17 protein-coding genes are annotated in these 17,113 nt (G+C 72.8%); 10 read left to right on the top strand and 7 right to left on the bottom strand.

Annotated elements, in window-relative coordinates; all coding sequences use genetic code 11:
* Positions 1-55 precede the first annotated feature (55 nt).
* The 7 genes from ACFV9D_RS00975 to ACFV9D_RS00945 all read left to right on the top strand — a co-directional run bounded on the left by ACFV9D_RS00975 (position 56) and on the right by ACFV9D_RS00945 (position 8,925).
* Positions 56-2,158, top strand: a complete 2,103-nt coding sequence (locus ACFV9D_RS00975; protein WP_385138872.1) for a SpoIIE family protein phosphatase — start codon at positions 56-58, stop codon at positions 2,156-2,158.
* Positions 2,159-2,221: 63 nt separating this feature from the next.
* On the top strand, positions 2,222-3,583 hold the full coding sequence (locus ACFV9D_RS00970; protein WP_385138869.1) for a wax ester/triacylglycerol synthase family O-acyltransferase: 1,362 nt from the start codon (positions 2,222-2,224) through the stop codon (positions 3,581-3,583).
* 76 nt (positions 3,584-3,659) lie between these two features.
* Positions 3,660-4,532 (top strand): Fpg/Nei family DNA glycosylase, encoded by an 873-nt coding sequence (locus tag ACFV9D_RS00965; RefSeq protein WP_385138866.1) that lies wholly within the window; start codon positions 3,660-3,662, stop codon positions 4,530-4,532.
* Between the two features lie 52 nt (positions 4,533-4,584).
* Entirely contained in the window at positions 4,585-5,340 is a 756-nt protein-coding gene (locus ACFV9D_RS00960) for a LytR/AlgR family response regulator transcription factor (protein ID WP_385138863.1), read from the top strand.
* A 106-nt stretch (positions 5,341-5,446) separates the two neighbouring features.
* Positions 5,447-5,860, top strand: coding sequence for a hypothetical protein (locus ACFV9D_RS00955; protein ID WP_385138860.1), 414 nt, complete (start codon positions 5,447-5,449; stop codon positions 5,858-5,860).
* Between the two features lie 15 nt (positions 5,861-5,875).
* Positions 5,876-7,711 (top strand): cation acetate symporter, encoded by a 1,836-nt coding sequence (locus ACFV9D_RS00950; protein WP_385138857.1) that lies wholly within the window; start codon positions 5,876-5,878, stop codon positions 7,709-7,711.
* Positions 7,708-8,925, top strand: a complete 1,218-nt coding sequence (locus tag ACFV9D_RS00945) for a sensor histidine kinase (protein ID WP_385138854.1) — start codon at positions 7,708-7,710, stop codon at positions 8,923-8,925. Before ACFV9D_RS00950 ends, ACFV9D_RS00945 begins: the two co-directional genes overlap by 4 nt.
* Here the strand turns inward: ACFV9D_RS00945 and ACFV9D_RS00940 are convergent.
* The 3 genes from ACFV9D_RS00940 to ACFV9D_RS00930 all read right to left on the bottom strand — a co-directional run bounded on the left by ACFV9D_RS00940 (position 8,907) and on the right by ACFV9D_RS00930 (position 10,630).
* A complete protein-coding gene (locus ACFV9D_RS00940) occupies positions 8,907-9,413 on the bottom strand; it encodes a hypothetical protein (RefSeq protein ID WP_385138851.1) in 507 nt (168 codons plus the stop codon). The genes ACFV9D_RS00945 and ACFV9D_RS00940 overlap by 19 nt on opposite strands.
* 235 nt (positions 9,414-9,648) lie before the next feature.
* Positions 9,649-10,062 carry a PaaI family thioesterase gene (locus tag ACFV9D_RS00935; RefSeq protein ID WP_385139415.1) on the bottom strand — a complete coding sequence of 138 codons (414 nt, stop codon included), beginning with the start codon at positions 10,060-10,062 and terminating at the stop codon, positions 9,649-9,651.
* A 10-nt stretch (positions 10,063-10,072) separates the two neighbouring features.
* A complete protein-coding gene (locus ACFV9D_RS00930) occupies positions 10,073-10,630 on the bottom strand; it encodes a sigma-70 family RNA polymerase sigma factor (RefSeq protein ID WP_385138848.1) in 558 nt (185 codons plus the stop codon).
* Between the two features lie 261 nt (positions 10,631-10,891).
* Here ACFV9D_RS00930 and ACFV9D_RS00925 point away from each other — a divergent pair, with 261 nt between their 5' ends.
* Positions 10,892-12,088: a CapA family protein gene (locus ACFV9D_RS00925; RefSeq protein WP_385138845.1), complete on the top strand. Its 1,197-nt coding sequence runs from the start codon at positions 10,892-10,894 to the stop codon at positions 12,086-12,088.
* A 123-nt stretch (positions 12,089-12,211) separates the two neighbouring features.
* The gene (locus ACFV9D_RS00920) at positions 12,212-13,090 is read left to right on the top strand and encodes a polysaccharide deacetylase family protein (RefSeq protein WP_385138842.1); all 879 of its coding nucleotides are present in this window, start codon (positions 12,212-12,214) and stop codon (positions 13,088-13,090) included.
* A gap of 64 nt (positions 13,091-13,154) precedes the next feature.
* Here ACFV9D_RS00920 and ACFV9D_RS00915 read toward each other — a convergent pair whose 3' ends face one another.
* Positions 13,155-13,814, bottom strand: coding sequence for a class F sortase (locus tag ACFV9D_RS00915; RefSeq protein WP_385138839.1), 660 nt, complete (start codon positions 13,812-13,814; stop codon positions 13,155-13,157).
* Positions 13,815-14,180: 366 nt separating this feature from the next.
* Here ACFV9D_RS00915 and ACFV9D_RS00910 point away from each other — a divergent pair, with 366 nt between their 5' ends.
* Entirely contained in the window at positions 14,181-14,711 is a 531-nt protein-coding gene (locus ACFV9D_RS00910) for a hypothetical protein (RefSeq protein ID WP_385138836.1), read from the top strand.
* A gap of 132 nt (positions 14,712-14,843) precedes the next feature.
* Here the strand turns inward: ACFV9D_RS00910 and ACFV9D_RS00905 are convergent, their stop codons facing one another.
* From ACFV9D_RS00905 to ACFV9D_RS00895, 3 genes are all read right to left on the bottom strand, one after another.
* Complete coding sequence (locus ACFV9D_RS00905; RefSeq protein WP_385138834.1) at positions 14,844-15,404, bottom strand: hypothetical protein; 561 nt, start codon at positions 15,402-15,404, stop codon at positions 14,844-14,846.
* A 189-nt stretch (positions 15,405-15,593) separates the two neighbouring features.
* The gene (locus tag ACFV9D_RS00900) at positions 15,594-16,358 is read right to left on the bottom strand and encodes a hypothetical protein (RefSeq protein WP_385138831.1); all 765 of its coding nucleotides are present in this window, start codon (positions 16,356-16,358) and stop codon (positions 15,594-15,596) included.
* Between the two features lie 20 nt (positions 16,359-16,378).
* Complete coding sequence (locus ACFV9D_RS00895) at positions 16,379-16,930, bottom strand: hypothetical protein (protein WP_385138828.1); 552 nt, start codon at positions 16,928-16,930, stop codon at positions 16,379-16,381.
* Positions 16,931-17,113: the final 183 nt, after the last annotated feature.

Below are 17,113 nucleotides of genomic sequence, written 5' to 3'. Positions count from 1 at the left end.
GCCCCACCCAGATCTCCGCCGTGCGCGGCGCCGGGCCTGCGCCTAGCGTGGCCCCATGAACGCGGGCACAGGGGGAGGGGCGGCGGAGCGGTGCCGCTGCGGATCGGGCGAAGGGGGTGTGACGTGCTGCTTCCTCCGTGACTACGGTCGGGCGTTCCGCATGGGCAGCTTCGACTGGGACCTCGTCAGCGGTCAGATGACCATGGACGAGGGCGCCCTCAGCGTCTTCGACCTCCGCCCCGAGGAGTACGACGGAGATCCGCTCACCCTCTCCTCCCGCGTCATGCCCGACGAAGGGCGGCAGCTCGACACGCTGGTCAGCCACGCGCTCAAGGACGGCAGCGACCACTACGGCGCCTACTTCCGCGTCCGGCTGCGGGGCGGCGGACCGCGCTGGACCCACACCGAGGGCCTGATCCAGCGCGACGAGACCGGCCGACCCCGCCGGATCATCGGCATCGTCCGGGACGCCTCGGAGGAGGTGACCGAGCAAGCCGCCCGGCTCGGCCTGGACGAGGGGCGGCGCAGACGCACCAGCGTCGTGGAGGGCACCACCGCGGCCCTGGCCCACGCGCGGACCGTGCAGGACATCATCGACCTGCTCAACGCCTCGCACGGCCTCCAGTACTTCGGCGCCACCAGCCTCGTCATGGGGCTCCTGGAGGCCGGCCGCATCCATCTGGTCGCCGAGGGGCCCGCCGGAGCCTTCGTGCCCGGCACACGATTCACCCGGGTGGACGAGCCGTACCCGATGAGCGAGGTGGTCCGGACCCTGCGACCCCGGTTCATCGAGTCGCCGAAGGACTTCGCCGACTCGTACCCGATCCTGTGGCCGCACATCAGCGGGCTCGGCATCACCTCGGCGGCCTATCTCCCGCTGATCGCCCAGGCCCGACCGATCGGCGCGCTCGGACTGCTCTACAGCGACAAGACCGGTTTCAGCGCCGACGAGCGCAATCTGCTGGTGGCGCTCGGCAGCAGCATCGCGCAGAGCCTCAAACGGGCCATGCTCTACGAGCAGGAGCACGACCTGGCCGAGGGGCTCCAGCAGGCGATGCTGCCCCGTCGCATCCCCGACGTCCCAGGGGCCCAGATAGCCGTCCGGTACCGCTCGGCCCGCCTCGGCCGGGACATCGGCGGCGACTGGTACGACATCATCCCGCTGCCCGGGGGCCGGGTCGGCGCCGTCATCGGGGACGTACAGGGGCACGACACCCACGCGGCGGCCGTCATGGGACAACTGCGGATCGTGCTGCGCGCCTACGCCGCCGAGGGGCACACCCCGGCGACCGTGATGGCCCGGGCCTCCGTCTTCCTCCACGAACTGGACACCGACCGCTTCGCCACCTGCACCTACGTCGAGGCGGACCCCGCCACCGGAGTCGTCCAGGTGGTGCGCGCCGGGCACGTCGACCCGCTGCTCCAGGACACCGACGGCAGCTGCCGTCGGCTGCCGGTGGAGGGGGGACTGCCGCTCGGCCTCTCGGCCGAGTTCGGCCGCCTCGACCATCCGGTGACCACCCTGGAGCTCTCCCCGGGACAGACCCTCCTGCTGTACACCGACGGTCTGGTGGAGAAGCCGGGCGCCGATCTCGACGAGGGCCTGCAGTGGCTCTCCTCGCTGGTCCGGCGCGGGCCGCGGGATCTTCAGCAGCTCGCCGACCACCTCTGTGAGGTCGTGGACGAGCGGGGCGGCGAGGACGACGTGGCGATCCTGCTGCTGCGGCGCCAGGGTGCGTACTTCCCGCAGTCCGGCGGCCGGCTCCAGCAGCATGTGGGGCAGAGCGACCCGGAGGCGCTCAGCTCCGCCCGTCACATGATCCGGGCGGCGGTACGGGCCTGGGGCGCGGGAGAGCGCTCGGACGAGATCGAGCTGGCCGCCGACGAGCTGATCACCAACGCGCTGATGCACACCGACGGCGGGGCGATCGTGACCCTGCGGATGCTGTCGGGGCCCGAGCGGCGGCTCCGGGTGGAGGTCGAGGACCGCTCCAGCGCGCTGCCGCGCCGGAGGGAGGCGGGGGAATCGGGCGTCTCGGGCCGCGGACTGATGCTCGTGGACCGGATCTCGGACGTGTGGGGCGTGGAATCGCGCGGCAGTGGCAAATGCGTCTGGTGCGAATTCATTGTTAACTCAGCGTACATCGATCGTACTTGACCGTAACCGACCGTGCGCGATTGACTTCGATCCCCTGCCGCCCTCCTAGGACACGAGGATCCCTTGAGCAGTGAGCTTCTGGCACCTCTTGATCTGGCCTTTTGGCATCTCGAATCCACCGACCACCCCATGCATCTGGGCGCCCTCGTCCACTTCGGCCCGCTCCCCGCCGAGGGCGATCCGTCCACCGTCCTGGACCTGCTCGCCCGCCGCGCCGCCGCGATCCCCCGGCTGCGCATGAGGGTCCGCGACGTCCTGCTGCCCGTGGGAGGCGCCGCCTGGAGCACGGACAAGCACTTCGACGTGACGCGGCACGTGCGGGAGATCGCGCTGCCCGGCGCCGACTTCGCCACCGAGGCCGCCCGGCTCGCGGGCGAGCTGATGGAACGGCCGGTCGAACGGGGACTGCCGCCCTGGGAGATGTACCTGCTCACGGGCGCCCCCGACGGCTCGTTCGCCGTCCTCGTCAAACTCCACCACGCCCTCGCCGACGGCATGCGGGCCGTCGCCATCGGCGCCGGCATCTTCGACGAAATCGCCGCCGCCCGCAGGCCGGCCGGTCGCCGCCCACGCGCCGTGCCCCCGCGCTCCTGGCTCCCGGGCCCCGGCCGGATCATGGGCGCCGCCCGGGACCGCATCGGGGACCTCGGCCGGGCTGTCGAGGTCGGGGCCTCCGTGGTCGGAGCCTCCGTCGTCCGCGCCGGCCTGCTCGATGGCCGCGTCCCTTCCGCACTCGCCGCCCACTCCAGCGGGACGCGCCGCGTGGCCACCGCCGTCCTGGACCTGGAGCGCGTCCACGAGGTGCGCCGCAGTACGGGCGGCACCGCCAACGACGTCCTCCTCGCTGTCGTCGCCGGCGCCCTGCGCCGCTGGCTCGACGGACGCGGCGAACCGCTCCCCGGCACCGACCCGCGCGCCCTCGTGCCGGTCTCCCGCCGGCGGCCCGGCGCACCCGCGGGTTCCGGTAACAGCTTCTCCGCCTACCTCCTCACCCTCCCCGTCACCGAGCCCGACCCCGCGACCCGGCTGTCCGCCGTACGACGTGCCATGGACCGGAACAAGGCCGAGGGGCCGCTGCGGGGGGCCGGAGCCGTTGCCGTGCTCGCCGACCAACTGCCCTCGCTCGCCCATCGCTTCGGTGCACCGCTGGCCTCCGGAGCCGCCCGGCTCCTCTTCGACGTCCTGGTCACCAACGTCCCGCTGCCCCGCTCGGCCCTCTCCCTCGGCGGCGCCCCGCTGCGCGAACTCTTCCCGATGGCCCCGCTCGCCCGCGGCCAGTCGCTCGCCGTCGCCATGTCCCCGTACGGCGGCCGGGTCCACGTCGGCCTGGTCGCCGACGGCAAGGCCGTCCCCGACCTCGGCGCGCTCGCCGCGGCCCTCGGCGAGGAACTGGATCTCCTTGCGCACCTGGACGGGGGCCGCTGAGCGCGCGGCCGGGCGGCCGTCATCGGCTCCGCACCGAGCGTTGGCACCGGCTGCGCCCTTGCGGCAGGGTGGAGCCATGCCCGAACTGCCCGAGGTGGAAGCGCTGCGAGAGTTCCTCGACGAGCATCTGGTGGGCAAGGAGATCGCCCGCGTCCTGCCCGTCGCGATCAGCGTGCTCAAGACGTACGACCCGCCCCTGAGCGCCGTCGAGGGCGCCACCGTCACCGGGGTCGCCCGGCACGGCAAGTTCCTGGACATCACCACCGACGGGGAGGCGGGCGAACTCCATCTCCTCGCCCATCTCGCGCGCGCGGGCTGGCTCCAGTGGAAGGACCCCCTCCCCTCGGGGCCGCCGCGCCCGGGCAAAGGGCCGCTGGCCCTGCGGACGGCGCTCACCGGAGGCGACGGCTTCGACCTCACCGAGGCCGGCACCACCAAACGCCTCGCCGTCCACCTCGTCCGCGACCCGCGGGAGGTGCCGGGTGTCGCCCGGCTCGGCCCCGATCCGCTCGCGGACGACTTCGACCTCGCCGCCTTCACCGCCCTGCTCACCGGGGAACGGCGCCAGATCAAGGGCGCCTTGCGGGACCAGCGCCTGATCGCCGGCATCGGCAACGCGTACAGCGACGAGATCCTGCACGTGGCGAGGATGTCCCCGTTCAAACCCACGCAGAACCTCACCGAGGAGGAGACCGCCGGCCTGTACGAGGCGATGCGGACCACCCTGCGGGAGGCCGTCGAGCGGTCCCACGGGCTGGCCGCCGGCAAGCTCAAGGCCGAGAAGAAGAGCGGTCTGCGGGTCCACGGCCGGACGGGCGAGCCGTGCCCGGTCTGCGGGGACACGATCCGCGAGGTGTCCTTCAGCGACTCGTCGCTCCAGTACTGCCCCACCTGCCAGACCGGAGGCAAGCCGCTCGCCGACCGCAGGATGTCGAAACTGCTCAAATGACCGCGCGTGACCGCCCGTAACCGCCCGCGGGCGCTCGCATAGACTCCGCCGCATGGTGCGCGTACTGGCCGTCGACGACGAAGAGCCGGCCCTCGGAGAGCTGCTCTACCTCCTGCGTGCCGATCCGCGGGTCCGCAGCGCCGAGGGTGCCACCGACGCGACGGAGGCGCTGCGCAGGATCGGCCGGGCCCTCGACGCCGGGCCGGACGGCGACGACGCCATCGACGTCGTCTTCCTCGACATCCACATGGCCGGCCTCACCGGGCTCGACCTCGCCCGGCTGCTCGCCGGCTTCGCGCGGCCGCCGCTGATCGTCTTCGTCACCGCGCACGAGGGCTTCGCCGTCCAGGCCTTCGACCTCAAGGCCGTGGACTACGTGCTCAAGCCGGTGCGGCGCGAGCGGCTCGCCGAGGCCGTCCGCCGGGTCCGTGAGCTGGTCCACGCCTCCGCCGCACCCGCGGCCCCGCTCACGGCACCCGAGCAGATCCCGGTCGAACTCGGCGGGGTGACCCGCTTCGTGGCCGTCGATGACATCGCCTACGTGGAGGCCCAGGGCGACTACGCCCGCCTGCACACGGACGAGGGCAGCCACCTCGTCCGCATCCCGCTGTCCACGCTGGAGGAGCGGTGGGCCGAACGCGGCTTCGTCCGCATCCACCGCAGCCACCTCGTCGCCCTCGCCCGCATCGACGAACTGCGCCTCGACGGGGGCGCCACCTCGGTCCGCCTCGGCACCACGGAACTGGCCGTCAGCCGCCGCCACGCCCGCCAACTGAGAGACCTCCTGATGCGCCGCGCGGGCGGCTGATGTTCCCCGTCCCGGCGGTCCCGCCGGGAGGTGGGTGACGCCTCTACCGTGCGTCATGACCGCTGCGTAGACTCCGTTCACTCCACAGCCACTGCGAGGTCGCCAGATGCCGGAGCGGACACCGACGTCCGAGGAACCGACGCCGCGCCGGCCGCGGCGCGAGATCGTCACGCACGCCTCCGCGCTGCGCGCGACGGGGCTGGTCTCGCCGCACTCGCCCGGCCGTCCGCCCGGGCATCCCCCCGCCCGCTCCGAGATCAGCGAGCAGACCACCCTCGGTCACACCTACGTCCGCTCCCTGATGCGCAGCCAGCTGAAGGCCGCCCTCACCGCCCTCGGCGCGCTCGCCCTCCTCGTCGGTCCGCTGCCCCTGCTCCTCGCCCTCCCCGCACCCGAGGCCGTCGTCTGGATCGCTCTCGGTGTCGGCGTGTATCCGGTCATCTGGGCCGTCGCCCGTTGGTACGTCCGCCGCGCCGAACGCAACGAACGCGACTTCACCGGCCTCGTCGAGGGCCGCTGACCGCGGGGGCCGGACGTGAACCACACCTACGCGGTGGCCGCCGTCACCGCCGTCGTCCTGGCGACCGTGCTCATCGGCGCCCTCGGCCTGCGGATATCCCGCACGACCTCCGACTTCTACGTGGCCTCGCGCACCGTACGCCCGGGCCTCAACGCCGCCGCCATCAGCGGCGAATACCTCTCCGCCGCCTCCTTCCTCGGCATCGCAGGACTCGTCCTCGTCCAGGGCCCGGACATGCTCTGGTACCCGGTCGGCTACACCGCCGGCTACCTCGTCCTGCTCGTCCTGGTCGCCGCCCCGCTGCGCCGCTCGGGGGCGTACACCCTCTCCGACTTCGCCGAGGCCCGGCTGGAATCCCCGCCCGCCCGCCGCCTCGCCAGCCTCTTCGTCGTCGGTATCGGTTGGCTCTACCTCCTCCCGCAGCTCCAGGGCGCCGGGCTCACCCTGGAGATCCTCACCGGCGCGCCCGACTGGGTCGGCGGACTGCTCGTCGCCCTCGTCGTCACCGGGATCGTCGCCGCGGGCGGCATGCGCAGCATCACCTTCGTCCAGGCCTTCCAGTACTGGCTCAAGCTCACCGCCCTGCTCGTGCCCGCCCTCTTCCTCGCCGCGGCCTGGTTCGGCGACGACACCCCCCGCGTCCGCTTCGACGCCCCGGCCGTCTTCCGCGAGCACACCGTCGTACGCGTCGCCGACACCGTACGGATCGAGGTCGACGCCCCGCTCACGCTCACCGTCACCGGCCGCGTCGACGCCACCGCGTACGAGCGGCGGACCGTCACCCTCGACAAGGGCGCCCACCGTGTCGAGGGCGGCACCGAACTCGCCTTCGCCGCGGGCGCGCCCGTCCCCGCACGCGCCTCCACCGGCGCCGATCCCCTCGGCTGGTCCCAACCGCTGGCCGGCGGACGCGACGGCCACCAGCTGTACGCCACGTACGGGCTGATCCTCGCCACGTTCCTCGGCACCATGGGACTGCCCCATGTCGCCGTCCGCTTCTACACCAGCCCCCACGGCCGCGCCGCGCGGCGTACCACCCTCGTCGTCCTCGGTCTTGTCGGTGTGTTCTATCTGCTGCCGCCGGTGTACGGGGCCCTCGGCCGGATCTACGCCCCCGAACTGGCGCTCACCGGAGCGGCCGACGCCGCCGTGCTCGTCCTGCCGGACCGGATGCTCGGCGGCGTGCTCGGCGACCTGCTGGGCGCGCTCCTCGCCGGCGGGGCCTTCGCCGCCTTCCTCTCCACCGCCTCGGGGCTCACGATGTCGGTCGCCGGAGTCCTCACCCAGGACGTTCTCCCGTCCCGGGGTGTACGGCACTTCCGGCTCGCGACCCTGCTCGCCACCGCCGTCCCGCTGACCGCGGGGATCCTCGCCTCGAAGGTCCCGGTCGCGGACGCCGTGGGCCTCGCCTTCGCCGTCTCCGCCTCCTCCTTCTGTCCGCTGCTCGTCCTCGGCATCTGGTGGCGGCGGCTCACACCGCCCGGCGCCATGGCCGGACTGCTGCTGGGCGGCGGCTCCGCACTCGCGGCGGTGATGGCGACCCGGGCCGGACTGCCGGACGAGGGCTGGCCGCACACCCTGATGGCCTGGCCGGCGGTCTGGTCGGTGCCGCTGGGCTTCCTCACGATGGTCCTGGTGTCGCTGGCCACCCCTCGCCACATCCCGGCCTCCACACCGGTGCTGCTCGCCCGGCTCCACCTGCCGGAGGAGTTCACGGGCCGGAGTGGTCCCAGGGACGAGATGCCCGAACCCGAGCCCCGGGCGGCCGCCGGACGCGGCACGGAAACCGCGCCGTGGGCCGGGCAACGGTCCCGGGACGCCGAACGCCGGTCGGGAGGGCGGGGCCGATGACCCCCATCGTGATCGCCGCGGCCACCGCCGCCGGCGCGGTCCTGCTGGCCATCGGCTTCGTCCTCGGCCGGCTCGCCGCCCGCCGTGGCGCCGCCGACCTCGACCTCGGCACCCCCCTCGAACGGGCCACGTTCCAGACCCTGCACGCCGCCTCGCTCGCGGCGCCCCCTCTGCGCGGCGGACTCACCGAGGAGACCGCGCGCAAGGCCGTCCGGCGGTTGCGCTCGCTCCTCGGCACGGAGGCGCTCTGCCTGACCGACAGGTCCGCCGTCCTCGCCTGGGACGGCCCCGGCGAGGGGCACCACCGCGAGCACGTCATGGACCAGGTCGCCGGGATCCTCGACTCGGGCCGCAGCAGGTCGGAACACACCGGCTGCGCCGACGTCACCTGCCCGCTGCGCTGGGCGGTGATCGCCCCGCTCACCGGAGAGGACGGGGTGCTCGGCACGCTCGTCGCCTACGGCTCGCGGGAGTCGGCCGTGCTGGTGCGGGCCGCGACCGAGGTCGCCCGCTGGGCCTCGGTACAGCTGGAGCTGGCCGAGCTGGACCGCTCGCGGACCAGGATCGTGGAGGCGGAGATCCGGGCCCTGCGCGCCCAGATCTCGCCGCACTTCATCTTCAACTCCCTCGCCGCCATCGCCTCGTTCGTCCGCACCGACCCCGAGCGGGCGCGGGAGCTGCTCCTCGAGTTCGCGGACTTCACCCGCTACTCCTTCCGGCGGCACGGGGAGTTCGCCCAGCTGGCCGACGAACTGCGCTCCATCGAGCAGTACTTGGCGCTCGCCGGCGCCCGCTTCGGAGACCGGCTCAAGGTCACGCTCCAGATCGCGCCCGAGGTGCTGCCGGTCACCCTGCCGTTCCTCTGTCTCCAGCCGCTGGTGGAGAACGCCGTCAAGCACGGGCTGGAGGACAGCGTGAACGTCTGCCGGGTCACGATCTCCGCCCGGGACGCGGGCGCGGAGGCCGTGGTCGTGATCGAGGACGACGGCGTGGGCATGGACCCGGCCGCCCTGCGCGCGATCCTGCTCGGCGAGCGGCCCACCGGTTCGGGCATCGGCCTGTCCAACGTCGACGAGCGGCTGCGCCAGGTGTACGGGGCCGAGCACGGCCTCGTCATCGAGACCGGGGTCGGTGCGGGGATGAAGGTGACGGTACGGATCCCCAAGTACCGCTCAGGGGTGCACCGTACGGCCCCTCAGCCGCCCGCACCGTAGAGATGCAGGGCCAGATGGCCGAGTGGGAGGCCCAACTTCCAGGCGGGAAGCCACACTTGTTCCGCCTCGTCGACCGGAGGGACGGACCCGGCCGACGGCAGCCCGCCCAGATCGGCGGCGCGTACCTGCGTCGCCTCCAGGAGACGCCAGGTCTCGAGGGCCATCGCGAGGTCGGGGCTCTCCGCACCCGTACGGGCCCGCGCGGCGAGCTGCTCGCGGACCCACTGCGGCCAGGGGTGGTCGTAGGAGGTCCGGGAGAGCCATTCGTCGATGAGCCCCGCGGACCAGGCCCCGGCGGAGGTGTCCGGGTCGGCGCAGAGGTGGATGGTGAGGGCCAGCGTCTGCCGGCCGGCCCGGTACTCCAGGGTGCCGGGTGCGACCAGGCATCCCGTACGCAGCAGATCGTCCGCGGTGAACTCGGCACACAGCCAGGCCATCGGGACGGCGAGCCCGCCTCCGCTGGTGCCGTTCGTACTCTCGGGCAGCAACGCTCCCACCTTCTCCCGGACATGTCGGTCGACGACCCCCGACCACGAGCCTCCACCGAGGAAGACGTGCGTGGGCGGCTCTTTGCTCAACTCGCCCGTGTGGTTTCGGATACGTTTCTCCGCCGGATCGGTGCCGGTGGGAGAGGTGGGGAAAGAGGAGACGTCCGGGGAGGGTGTGGCGGGCGTAGTGGTGCCAGGGCCGGCGGGGTCGGTGGGAGCGGCGGCTCTGCGGGGCTCAGCCGAGCAGCGCGTACACCGCCGTCGCGTGGGCGGCCGTCTCCTCCGAGCCCTCCGCCGTCATCGTGATGTCGGCGAACGCCATCCGCTTGCCCGCCTTGGTGAGCCGGGCCCGCACCAGGACGTCCGCGGCGAGCACCGCCCGCTGGAAGCTGATGGACTGCTGCACCGTCGTCATCGGTACGAAGCCGCCGCGGGACGCGGCGACCGCGATCACGGTCGCCGTGTCGGCGGCGGCCATCAGGGCCTGACCCGAGAGGCCGCCGCCCTCCCGGGCGAGCCGATCGGACCAGGGGAGGCGCAGGACCGCCTCCTGCCCGTCGACCGAGACCACCGAGAGCCCCAGATCGAGCACCCAGGGGGCGAAGTTGTCGGCGAGTACCTTTTCCGCGGCGGCGAGAGTCAGCGTCAGCGTCACGCGCTCATTGTGCGGCCGTGGCCCGCGAGCGGGCAACGGTGCGGCGCCGGGGCCGGTAGCCGGGCAGGCAGTGCCCGAGCTGCCGCAGCGCGTAGTGCGAGCGGGACTTGACGGTTCCGGCCGGGATGCCGAGATCGGCGGCGGCCTCGTTGACGGTCAGACCGTGGAAGTACAGCCGCACCAGGACCGCTCGGTGTTCGGGGCTCAGCCCCCGTACGGCCGCCCGTACATCGAGCGCCGCGACCGCGGACTCCGTGGCGTCGGCCGGGTCGGGGGTGGCCGCGAGTATCCCGTCGCCGATCTCGGTGGGCCGGGCGAGCCGGGAGCGCCGGGCGTCGATGGCGAGCCGCCGGGCCACCGTGAACAGCCAGGGGCGCATCGACTCGTAGGGGCCGTCGAAGGCCTCCGGGTGGAGCCAGGCGCGGACGAGCGTCTCCTGTACCAGGTCCTCCGCGCGCTGTCGGTCGCCGTAGGTCAGGCCGAGCAGGAAGCCGAGCAGGGCCTGGCCGTGGTCACGCTGCAGCTCCGCGAGAGCCCTCTCGTCCGTCGTCGCCGTCGTCATGCTCCGCACCTCTCCTGCCGGCTCCTCGTCCCGGGGCGTATACGAACGCATGTGGGCGGCAAGGGACAGGGAACGCACACGTGTCTGCGACGAGCGGTCGCACCGAGCGGCGAATGGTGCGGTGAACGGTCACGCGGAGGCTCTTCGTCCGTTTCGGCAGGGTTTGGCGCTCACTGCGGCTTTGACTCTTGACTGCGGCTTATCCGCCCTGTGAATTCATCTGGACAGATGTTCATCACATGAATCGGGCGGAGCCGGTAGATGACCCAGCGTACGAGACAGGGGGCGGTGGCCCTCGCCACCGTTCTGCTGACGGCGGCGACCGGCTGCGCGGGCGGCGCACGCGCCCCCGAGGCCCCACCCGCACGGAAGAACACGGCGAGCCCCGTGGATCCTCCCGCGGTCGGCGGAGCGGCCTCCGCCCGGACCGGCTTCACGCTCGTCGCCTCCGGCGACGTCCTGCCGCACGCCTCGATCATCAACCAGGCCGCCATGGACGCGAACGGCCGGGGACACGATTTCCGCCCCATGCTGTCCGGCGTGAAGAGCGTGGTCTCCGGGGCCGATCTGGCGATCTGCCACATGGAGACCGTGTACGGGCAGGAGCGCGGGCCCTACACCGGCTACCCCGCCTTCAAGTCCCCGCCCGAGATCGCCCCCGCCCTCAAGGAGACCGGGTACGACTCCTGCTCCACCGCCTCCAACCACACCCTGGACGACGGTGCCGACGGCCTCCGGCGCACCCTGGACGCGCTCGACAAGGCGGGCGTCCGGCACGCCGGTTCGGCCCGCACCGCCGAGGAGGCGGCCCGGCCGACCCTGCTGAAGGCGGGGGACGCGACCGTCGCCCAGCTCGCGTACACGTACGACACCAACGGCTACCCGCTGCCTGAGGGGCAGCCGTGGGCGGTCAACCTGATCGACGAGCAGAAGATCATCGCCGACGCCCGGGCGGCCCGGAAGGCCGGCGCCGATGTCGTCGTGGTCAGCGTCCACTGGGGAACCGAGTGGCAGACCGCCCCCGACGACCACCAGCTCGCCCTCGGCGCGTCCCTCACCGCCTCGCGGACCGACGGCCGGCCCGACATCGACCTGATCCTCGGCACCCACGCCCACGTCCCGCAGGCGTACGAGAAGGTCAACGGCACCTGGGTCGTCTACGGCATGGGTGACCAGATCGCCGGCGAGATGATCAACCACGAGGGCGTCTTCGACCCGCGCGGCAACCAGGGCACCCTCGGGCGCTTCACCTTCGCCCCGCCGACCGCCCCCGGCGCGCGCTGGGAGGTCACCAAGGCCGAGTTCCTCCCGCAGTGGTTCGACACCGGCCGGGGCCGGGTGGTCGACCTCAACGCCGCCATCAAGAAGGGCGAACCCCTCACCGCCGTACGCGACACCATCCGCGACGTCGTCCTCGAGCGGGGCGCGGCACGGGACGGTCTGGTGATGGGGGAGTAGCGCCCGGCCCCGGCAGGGCGTTCTGCGGTATCCGCCCATCGGGTGTTTCGGGGCGGGCGTTCGGTGTGGATGAGGGGCGTCGACGTTCGGCCGTGCGAGCTATTAGTCATGAAAAAGGATCAGATGCCCAACGGGCGCCGGGCCGTGCTGCGCATCGCGGCCGCCCTCGGGGCCACAGCCACGGTCGGAGTCCTCACGGCGGACCGCTTCGGCGGGGTGCCCGGCGCTCCTCCCGGTACCCCGCCCGGCACCCCGCCGGAGGCTGCCGGTGGTGCCGATGCTCCGGCAGCGGGCAAGGGACCCGCGGCGGGGTCACCGGTGAGGAGCCGGCTCAAGCCCTCCGCGTACCGGCTCCAGCCGATGACGGCCTACGCGCCGCCTGCCTACCGCAAGGCGATGCCTCCGGTCCGGCAGCGGCCGTTCCTGAAGATGTCCGGCGTCGGCCGCTCGATGGTGCTCACCTTCGACGACGGGCCCGACCCCCGCTACACCCCGGAGATCCTCGCCACTCTGCGCCGCTACGGCTGCCGGGCGATGTTCTTCGTCTGCGGCGAGATGGTCGCCGAGAACCGGGACCTGGTACGGCAGATGGTCGCGGACGGGCACGTGGTCGGGAACCATTCGTGGTCCCATCCGCTGATCCCCAAGCTGCGACCCTCGCGCATCCGGGACGAGCTGGGTTCCACCAGCGAACTCGTCGAGAAGGTCGCCGGCTCGGCCCCGCTCTGGTACCGCGCCCCGTTCGGGGCCTGGAACCGGCTCTCCTTCGAGATCGGCGCCGAGCTGGGCATGGAGCCGCTCGCCTGGACCGTGGACACCCTGGACTGGAAGGAGCCGGGCACCGCGAGCATCGTGCGCCGGGTCCTGGACGGAGCGGCGCCCGGGGTCGTCGTGCTCTCGCACGACGCGGGTGGGAACCGCTCGCAGAGCGTGGCGGCCCTCCGGCGCTATCTGCCCGAACTGCTCGACGCCGGCTACCGCATCACCGTCCCGCGCCGCTGAGCGGCGCGGGTACGGAGAAGGCCCCCGGAAACCCGGGGGCCTTCTCCGTACGTCCTCGCGGGCGTCAGAGCGAGCCGACCATGCGGGCGTAGACGACGACGTTGCCGTCGTAGCCGTTCGCCCGTGAGTAGCCGCCGCCGCAGGTGATGACCCGCAGTTCGGGCGCCCCGGTGTCGGAGTAGACCTGCACCCCGGGGAAGTTGTTCTTCGCGTACACCTCGATGCCGTAGACCTCGAAGACGGCGACCCGGCCGTCGTACCGCTCCACCTCGATGTGCTGGCCCTTCTCCAGCGAACCGAGTCCGTAGAAGACCGCCGGGCCCGTCGCGTTGTCGACGTGGCCGACGATGACGGCCGTGCCGCGCTGACCGGGCGAGACGCCGTTCTGGTACCAGCCCGCCAGGTTGGGGTCCTCCGGGGGAGGGGCCGCGATCCAGCCGTCCTGGTCGAGACCCACGTCCATGATCGGGGCGGCGACCCTGATGGCGGGGATGCGCACCCGCGAGGCCGGGGCGTACGGCAGCGGCTCCAGTCCGCGGGGTGTGGTGGGCGGAGCCCCGATCGGGCGGTTGGCCGGAGCGGCGGCCGCCGCGGGCTGCGGCGGGCCGAGCTCGACGTCGACTCCGTTGCGCATCATCGCCAGGCCGGACAGCATGACGAGGGCCAGGACGCCCCACGGACGGCGTCTCCTCGGCTCAAGGACGCTGAAGTCCTTGGGGCTCATGGTTCTCCCTTCGTGGCGTCGTCAGAACGGTAAGGGTGACCGCGCGGACCGGCGATCGGAGCGGGGCGAACGGGTGGCGGGCACGCCGCGGGAGCGGGAGAACGGCCCGGGCTCTGTGGTACCCGAAGCGCGGGCGGGTGACGGGGACGATGACCCATCCGAGTAATCGTCAGATAAGCGTCCTGACGGTCTGTGACCTGCGGCTCCGTCAGATTCGCGGCCGTTTCCCCCGCGTGTCGCCTCACCGGGGTGGACCAGTGCCGAAATGCGCGGGTTGCCACTCCTTGTGAGGGTTCGTCATGGAAGGCGTACTCGTCGAACTTCCCGGAGCACCGCTTTGGGGCGTCTTCCACTGGAGGTTCAACCATGCGTGCTGCACGCACTCTGGCGGTGGCCGCCACCGCGATCGCGGCGGTCGGGCTCGCGGCCCCCCTCGCCGCCGCCACCAACGGGCCCGGCAACGTCACCGTCAACACGTTCGAGGTCAACCGAGGTGGTGACGACAACAACGCTGTCACCGTCACGCCCTTCGCCGTCCACCAGGGGGCGACCCTCACGATCACCGCCAGGGGCTGCGCCGGGGGCACGGTGACGTCCGCCGCCTTCCCGACGACGACCCTCTCCGGCAACAACAACGGGATCTCCACCGCCACCGTCCGGATCCACAACCACGCCACGCCCGGCCAGCACACGCTGACCATCCAGTGCCCCAACGGCAGGACGCTCACCCAGCAGTTCCGCGTCCTGTCCGGTCAGGGCGCGCAGGGCGGTCTCGGCGGCTCGCTGGCCCCCAGCTCCACGGAGATGGCCGTCGGCGGTTCGCTCGTCGCGGCGGCCGCACTGGGCGGTGGTCTCTTCATCGCCCGCCGACGTCGTATGGGTGGCGCGAGGGTCTGACCGGTCGAACCTCCCGGTCGGCCGTCCGCTCGCCCTCACGACACGCCCGTCGCCCCCGAATCCTGTGGATCAGGACTCGGGGGCGACGGGCGTGTACGGCGGGTGGTGAGGGGGAGCCACCGTCCCCTCCCGTCAGTGCCGTCGGCCCCGGTCGAGGTGCGACCGGCGCCGTACGACGAAGACGGTGCCGGCGGTCGCGGCGACGGCCATGCCGGCGCCGGCCACCAGAGTCGCCGTGTCGACCCCGCCGACGGAACCGCCGAGACCGCCCTGGACACCGCGTGGGGTGGCGAGGACGGTCGAGCGCGTCGTCGGGGTCGCGGTGGTGCCGCTGATGGTCAGGTTGACGGTGTCCGTGATGCCGCCGGTGCAGTTGAAGGTGACCCTGTAGACGGCACCCCGCCTGGCGTCCAAGTCCACCGTGGCGATGGCCCTGGATCCGGGTGCGATGGTCGCCAGGTCGAAGATGCTCGCCGACGCGGTCGCGGTGCTCCTGCAGCCGGGGGCGCTGAGCGTCACCCGACCGCCCGGCGCCACGAGCGAGGGCGAGACGACGAAGTCGCCCGGCGCCTGCGCTCGTGCCGCCTTCGGGTTCGGTGCGGGTGCGCCGTCCGCCGCCGAGGCGACGGGAGCGGCCAGGGCGAGGGCTGCCGCCCCCAGCACGGCCGTGGATGCGACACGTATCGCGCGCATGGTGAATCCTCCGGGTCCCCGAGGAGCAGCTGCGGAAGCGGTTTCCACAAATGGCCAGACATGCACCTCGATGCCCGAAACGCTAGGAGCCCTCTATCACAGCCGCGATCCCAGGCGGGCGAATGGGGCACCCGTGTCCCCCGAGTGGCCCACACGTGTGTCGCCCCGGCCCGATCAGTGGGACAGGCCCTAGCTCGTGAGGTGCGGGAAGAGGTCGGTGAACGGGGCGGCCGTCGCCGAGATCCCGCGCCCGAAGGGCGCGTCGAAGTCCCAGATCAGGAAGAGCAGGAAGGCGATGAGCGCGCTGAACAGACCCGCGAGGAGCAGTTCACGGCCGGTGCGCCGGATCTGCAGGGTGAAGATCAGGCCGACCGTCACCAGCGCTCCGATGATCAGGCCGAACCACACCACCCCCGGCATGGTCGGCGCCGCGTTCTGGCCCCGCGTGCCCCGAGTGTCGTCCACCACCGCCACCTGGTCCACGAGCGGCTGATACGCCTGCCCCTCGTGGTCGTCGGCCGGCCGGTAGTCGGTCACGCTCCGGCGCACCTGCTCCAGGAGCCGGGTGCCCTCCTCGCTGAGCTCGCCGTGGTCGGACATGTGGCGCCACTCCTCGTCGACCACGTACGAGACGTACGCGTCGACATCGGCGCGGATCCGGGTACGCACGTCGGCCGGGTACACCTCGACCCGCGCCGAGATCTCGTGCAGTGCCTGGGCCTCCTGGCGCACGGTCTCCTGGGCCGCGCCGCGCGCCTCCCAGACGCCGGCGATGGCGAGACCGAGCACGATCGCGTAGATCACGCCGATCATCATCGTCATGTACTCCATGACGTCGGGGGTCTCGCTGGGATCGTCGTCGTCGGGAACCCTGCGGTTGTTGATGACGACGATGGTGAGGACGACGGCGCAGGCGGCCGCCATCGCGATGGTCAGGACAAGCCATTCGGACATGGTGATTCCTTCGGCGGGGCTCAGCGGGAGCGGGGACGCAGGATCGCGGTCGCCAGCACCGCGGGGGCGGTGACGAGCAGCGTCATGGACACGAGCGAGGGGCCGCTCTTGGGCTCGGGCCGCTGAGCGCGGCGGTAGGCGGGCAGGGCGACGGGGGTCGGGGCCGGCGGGCGGTGGCGCAGCGACGGCGTCGGGGCCGGCGGCGCGGGCGGTGCGGGCGGCGCGGGGGCGGCCTCGGGCGGCGCCGGGGCGGGTCGCGACGGGACCGGCTCCGGCTCCGGCGGCGCCTTCACCGGCGGGGGCGGGGGGTCCGCGCGCACGGGAGGCGGCGGTGGCGCCGGTGGAGGCGGGGGCTTCGGCGTCGGTGTGGGCGCCGGTCGCGTCGGTGGGGGAGGAGTCGGGGTGGGCGAGCACGCGCCCGGCCCGATGACCGCGACCGAGGTGTTCGAGCCGCCGGGCCCGGTCGTGGCGTAGGCGCAGGCATCGGCGGCGGCAGGCGCCGGTGCGGCGAGCAGCCACAGCAGCGCGGCGGCCGCCAAAGGCCGCGCGAGAGACGATCCGTACAGAGACACGCCGAAGAGCATGATCACAAGCCCGGCGCAGCACGCCGGGAATCGCCTGGATTCCCCGGATGGAGGGGTTCTTGAAGGGCGCTGGTTTGACGTTCCTGCGGAAATTCTTTCGCGGCCCGTTGAGTACGACGCGCCCGGGCCCCGTATCCAATGCCGGGAACGGCGTCCGGCGCCGCACCAACA

The sequence above is a fragment of the Streptomyces sp. NPDC059875 genome, from assembly GCF_042731085.1.
Lineage (GTDB): Bacteria > Actinomycetota > Actinomycetes > Streptomycetales > Streptomycetaceae > Streptomyces.
The sequence above is the reverse complement of the archived record's forward strand: the minus strand, read 5'-3'. Positions and strand labels throughout refer to the sequence as shown.

Coding starts and splice junctions, on each gene's coding strand:
- ACFV9D_RS00975 (WP_385138872.1), top strand. CDS start 56: ATGAACGCGGGCACAGGGGGAGGGGCGGCGGAGCGGTGCCGCTGCGGA.
- ACFV9D_RS00965 (WP_385138866.1), top strand. CDS start 3,660: ATGCCCGAACTGCCCGAGGTGGAAGCGCTGCGAGAGTTCCTCGACGAG.
- ACFV9D_RS00960 (WP_385138863.1), top strand. CDS start 4,585: ATGGTGCGCGTACTGGCCGTCGACGACGAAGAGCCGGCCCTCGGAGAG.
- ACFV9D_RS00955 (WP_385138860.1), top strand. CDS start 5,447: ATGCCGGAGCGGACACCGACGTCCGAGGAACCGACGCCGCGCCGGCCG.
- ACFV9D_RS00945 (WP_385138854.1), top strand. CDS start 7,708: ATGACCCCCATCGTGATCGCCGCGGCCACCGCCGCCGGCGCGGTCCTG.
- ACFV9D_RS00930 (WP_385138848.1), bottom strand. CDS start 10,630: ATGACGACGGCGACGACGGACGAGAGGGCTCTCGCGGAGCTGCAGCGT.
- ACFV9D_RS00925 (WP_385138845.1), top strand. CDS start 10,892: ATGACCCAGCGTACGAGACAGGGGGCGGTGGCCCTCGCCACCGTTCTG.
- ACFV9D_RS00920 (WP_385138842.1), top strand. CDS start 12,212: ATGCCCAACGGGCGCCGGGCCGTGCTGCGCATCGCGGCCGCCCTCGGG.
- ACFV9D_RS00915 (WP_385138839.1), bottom strand. CDS start 13,814: ATGAGCCCCAAGGACTTCAGCGTCCTTGAGCCGAGGAGACGCCGTCCG.
- ACFV9D_RS00910 (WP_385138836.1), top strand. CDS start 14,181: ATGCGTGCTGCACGCACTCTGGCGGTGGCCGCCACCGCGATCGCGGCG.
- ACFV9D_RS00905 (WP_385138834.1), bottom strand. CDS start 15,404: ATGCGCGCGATACGTGTCGCATCCACGGCCGTGCTGGGGGCGGCAGCC.
- ACFV9D_RS00900 (WP_385138831.1), bottom strand. CDS start 16,358: ATGTCCGAATGGCTTGTCCTGACCATCGCGATGGCGGCCGCCTGCGCC.